We start from the raw sequence: 4110 nt of genomic DNA on the forward strand, positions 1-4110 counted from the left end.
GGAGCACATCGATGCCTTCATCCGCGCCTACAATGAAAAAGCACAGCCCTTCGCCTGGACGAAGAAACGAGTCCGCCAAAACGGTTCAAAGGCCGCCGTATCACTCAGCTCTGATTCCGGGTACTAGTACCTCGGCACAGAGGTTTTGACTCGTTGAACCTGGCCTGATTCGATGATGGGTTTTGGATAGGCCCGCGCCATTTTGGCGCGAGCCTTATTGGTTGTGAACATCCATTTGACGCGGGCGCGGTCGGCATTGCGCCGTTTCTCCCAGGCGGCGGTCTCGGCGACGAGGCGGGCGAAACCGTCGATGCGTCGATCGAGGCATTGGCGGGCGAGAACGCCGATCTCGATCTCGACCATGTTGAGCCAGCTGGCGTGCTTTGGGACGTAGTGGAACTCCAGTCGGCGCAGTACCCGCCGTGCTTCGTCGGCCGGAAAGGCCTGGTAGAGCGCCCCGGCCGAATGAGTTGAGAGATTGTCGAGCACCAGGCGGATGCGCTCGGCTCGGGGATAATGGATGTCGACGAGGTCGCGCATGCAGGCCGCAAAGTCTTCCGCAGCCCGCCGCTCGGTCACCTTCACCTTGCGCCAGGAGCGATGCGCGTCGAGGAAGACGAACAGGTTTGCGGTGCCATTGCGCCGATACTCGCAATCGTAGCGCTCGATCTGTCCCGGTGTGGCCGGGATCGGCTGGCGCACTTCGCCGATGAGCTGGATTGGGCTCTCGTCGAAGCAGACCACCGGCCGCTTCGGATCAGGCGCCTCGGCATAGAGATCGAGCACGTCCTCCATGCGGGCGACGTAGTCGGCATCGATCTGAGGGATGCACCACATGTCCTTGCGCCACGGCTTGAGATCGCTCTCGGCCAAGCGTCGGCGCACCGTCTCGCGCGACAGGCTCTCGTGTGGCGTCAGCTTGACGATCGCTTCGGCCAACAGTTCCAGGGTCCAACGGGCGCGGCCTGCCGGAGGGCTTGAGCAGGCGGTCGCCACCAAAAGGGCTTCCTCCTTGCCGGTGAGCTTGCGTTCCGACCCGGGCCGCGGCTCCTCGCTGAGCGCCGCCTCCAGATTGCCGAGGACAAAACGCCGTTTGGTGCGATAAACCGTGGACCCGCCGACGCCGACGCTACGGACGATCTCCGCGTCGCTGACCCCTGCGTCAGCGGCGAGCAATATCTGCGCCCGCTTGAGCTTGCGCGCCGCGTGCTTGCCGCCGCTCAGAAGCTCCGTGCGCTCGGTTTGGCTGAGTTCGACCCGATAGCGTACATTCATCCGTGCCTCCGCCTGTCGAGGCACTGACGAACAGCTGAATCGGATGGCCAAGGTGAGTCATTCTGCAAAAGCCTTCACGCCCAAGCAGGGCCAGTACCTGGCCTTCATCGACGCCTACACGCGCGTGCATCGCCGGCCACCTGCCGAATGGGAGATGCAACGGCACTTCGGCGTGTCCCCGCCTTCCGTCCACCAGATGGTGTTGACCCTCGAACGCGCGGGCATCATCAGGCGCCAGCCCGGCTCGCCGCGCAGCATCGAAGTGCTGGTCCCTCCTGAACAGCTCCCCGTCTTGGAAATCCCAAACCAATCAGTCAAAACCTCTGTGTAGAGGTACTAGTAGTAGCCCGTCCATTCGCCGCCACCATCCATAACATCTACTTTACACCGAGCTCAAACTGGTTGTTGGTGTAGAGTTTGAAATCCTTTACTGCGGACGTCGTAATTAGGCTGCCGACCGGATCGACACCGCCGTCCAATATTGGCCGTAGAGCGCAAGCTCCTTGATCAGGTCATAAACCAGTCCCGCCCGCCAGCTCAGGCCTGAGAGCGAGGCCTGAAAACTTTTCATCGCATCCCTGAAATTGGCTTTCCATGCTTGTTTGGTCGGGCCAACGCTGACGATCGCGAGCTGATCCAATATCTTCAGCCAATGTTCCGCGGACGCTGCACACTGGTTGGCAATCGTTTTGATTGGGTGCTCACATCAGTGACAGGTATGGACAGGTTGTCGGAAGCCGGACATGAGACGTGTGCGACGTCGGGAAAACCCCCTGGAGAGAGACATCTTCTAAGCTTCGTTTGAGAGCCTGAATGGAAGTGCTGTCCGATGATGGCGTGACAGCGATGGCGCAAGCATTTCCGAGATATCGTTTCGGACCTTCGACCGGGAAGAGCTATGTCGCCGGGCGACACGATTAGCGTATACGCTGACTGCGGAAGAAGACGAGAGCGATATGGACTTGCGTAACCAGCTGCGCAAGCCGAATTCCGAAAGAATAGCCGGGTGTCGCCACAGCGGTGACCGAAGAAAAAGAGGCAGCTTGTAGTGAACAAGCGGCCCAAGTCTAGGGAGGAAACGCCCAAGGAGGGCAGCGATAGCGCATCGCGCTACCGCGCAAGAGGTTGACTTCTGATCGGTATCACAGCGCATACTTTGCCGAGGCGTGCTCACTCAGCATTCCGCCAACTCGCGGAGACATCCCCGGAGCCTTCGAGCAGACCTCGGTATCCATGTTTTGGACAAACGATTCCTCAGTTTGCGCCGGCGCGTGAGCGCTGGGTGAGACGACTACACTCAGGTCACTTCACCGTTGAAGCCAGAAATCGTGTTCCAGATCACAGCGATAGTCTCCTTTCCGGTCGCCATGGTAACGATAGGCTGATCGGGACAAAGGTCGATTTTTTCTCGATAGTCGTGCTGGCGTTGACGAGTTTGGCTGTTTAATCGTACGGCGGCCTCGGCCTTGCAAGGTGATACTGTCGGACTTTGGAATAATGGATTCCATGAGCCTGGCAGGATCGATCGCAATGGAGAGACCTCCACTGCCACGCTGTGTTTAAACCGTGAGCCAGACGGCATCGGCTACCGGACTTGAGGAACTCGAATTCGCCGACTAGGTCTTCGATGTGACGAAACACCAACTCGGCTAATGGTGGCGCAACTGTAACCCGCTCCGTTCGGATGGGCCCTGCTTTTGAGGCTGCCATGGCCGAAGATGTGGCAGAATTTCAGGCCCGCGACTGACCAGCGCGGACGGCTGCAGCTAAAGCTTCTTCCAGCCTCGTCTTCTCCAGCAAGAGATCCGCGACGATCTTTCGAAAGCGTTGGTTTTCGACTGTAAGATCCTCCAACACACCCCGCATGTCATCCATCGTTCCCGCGTTGGCTGACCCGCCATTCTCAAGTGTGCCACATTGCGCGAATGTCGCATCACTCTTATGCAAGGGCATTTTTCGCCAACGATGAAGGGTCATGACGCTAACCCCGAGCACTTTGCAAATCTCCATCTGAGAATTGCCCGCTCGTGCAAGCTCATTTGCTCGGGCAAGCTTCGACAGAATCTCCTCGTGAGAGTGCTTCTTCATCTTTCTCTCTAAAGGCTCGGCAACGACATCCTTGGTGATGCCTTGAATTTGTCGGCGTGGCGAAACTGAGGCCACCAGCGGCTCAGATTTCAAATACGAAAGGAGTGTGTATGATCCTGGACAAACCGCAGGAAGACCAGATCCGTAAGCCGAGCGTTCGTACATATTCGTGCCGCGACCTTCAAGAGACTTGAATGGCACGTAGCGTCAAGCTGCACCATTTCAAAGTAGAGTAGTGTTTCCGACCTAGAGCGTGATGAGATTAGGTTTGACCATATCCGGCGTTGGTGAAGTAGTTTGAGCACTCGGCGGGTGTGACAGTGTCGAGGATCGGACCAATGGCATCGTAGACGGCCTCGGTGGTCCGCTTTGCGGCTTTGCGAAGCCAGTGTTTGAGTTTCGCGAAGAACTGCTCGATCGGGTTCAGATCGGGTGAGTATTTCGGTAGGAAGAACAACCGTGCACCGGCGGCACGGATGATGCGGCGTACGGCCTTGCCCTTGTGCGAGCCGAGGTTGTCCATGATCACGATGTCGCCGGGCGGCAATGTCGGGACGAGAACCTTCTCGACGTAGGTTTGAAAGGTTTCGCCATTGATCGGTCCATTGACGAGCCACGGCGCCGTGACGCGATCGTGGCGCAAGGCGGCCAGGAAGGTCATGGTCTGCCAGTGGCCATGTGGCACCTTGGCCTTGAGCCTTTGACCGCGCGGCGCCCAGCCCCGCAGCGGCGCCATATTGGTTTTGG

The 4110-nt window shown here is 58.5% G+C and carries 5 protein-coding genes and 1 pseudogene; 2 read left to right on the forward strand and 4 right to left on the reverse strand.

The genetic code is table 11. The features are described 5' to 3' along the window. Positions 1-114, forward strand: a pseudogene (locus ACZIRK_RS44675) (IS630 family transposase); the annotation flags it as partial. 9 nt (positions 115-123) lie between these two features. Here the strand turns inward: ACZIRK_RS44675 and ACZIRK_RS44680 are convergent. Next, positions 124-1275, reverse strand: a complete 1152-nt coding sequence (locus ACZIRK_RS44680; protein WP_028169397.1) for an IS630 family transposase — start codon at positions 1273-1275, stop codon at positions 124-126. A 43-nt stretch (positions 1276-1318) separates the two neighbouring features. On the opposite strand from ACZIRK_RS44680, the gene ACZIRK_RS44685 reads away from it, so the two are divergent. Beyond that, positions 1319-1606: a LexA family protein gene (locus tag ACZIRK_RS44685; protein ID WP_028169398.1), complete on the forward strand. Its 288-nt coding sequence runs from the start codon at positions 1319-1321 to the stop codon at positions 1604-1606. A 114-nt stretch (positions 1607-1720) separates the two neighbouring features. On the opposite strand, the gene ACZIRK_RS44690 is transcribed toward ACZIRK_RS44685, so the two are convergent. From ACZIRK_RS44690 to ACZIRK_RS44700, 3 genes are all read right to left on the reverse strand, one after another. Next, the gene (locus ACZIRK_RS44690) at positions 1721-1846 is read right to left on the reverse strand and encodes a hypothetical protein (protein WP_474419788.1); all 126 of its coding nucleotides are present in this window, start codon (positions 1844-1846) and stop codon (positions 1721-1723) included. 1160 nt (positions 1847-3006) lie between these two features. Then, positions 3007-3363: a helix-turn-helix domain-containing protein gene (locus ACZIRK_RS44695; RefSeq protein ID WP_130231652.1), complete on the reverse strand. Its 357-nt coding sequence runs from the start codon at positions 3361-3363 to the stop codon at positions 3007-3009. Between the two features lie 262 nt (positions 3364-3625). After that, positions 3626-4110: IS630 family transposase (locus ACZIRK_RS44700; RefSeq protein ID WP_463703256.1), on the reverse strand; the 485-nt coding region annotated here is incomplete at its 5' end.

The sequence above is a fragment of the Bradyrhizobium sp. Leo114 genome (genome assembly GCF_055229415.2).

Bases quoted from the DNA above. Each gene is read 5' to 3' on its own strand.
- ACZIRK_RS44680 (WP_028169397.1), bottom strand. From the start codon at position 1,275: ATGAATGTACGCTATCGGGTCGAACTCAGCCAAACCGAGCGCACGGAG.
- ACZIRK_RS44685 (WP_028169398.1), top strand. From the start codon at position 1,319: ATGGCCAAGGTGAGTCATTCTGCAAAAGCCTTCACGCCCAAGCAGGGC.
- ACZIRK_RS44690 (WP_474419788.1), bottom strand. From the start codon at position 1,846: ATGAAAAGTTTTCAGGCCTCGCTCTCAGGCCTGAGCTGGCGGGCGGGA.
- ACZIRK_RS44695 (WP_130231652.1), bottom strand. From the start codon at position 3,363: ATGAAGAAGCACTCTCACGAGGAGATTCTGTCGAAGCTTGCCCGAGCA.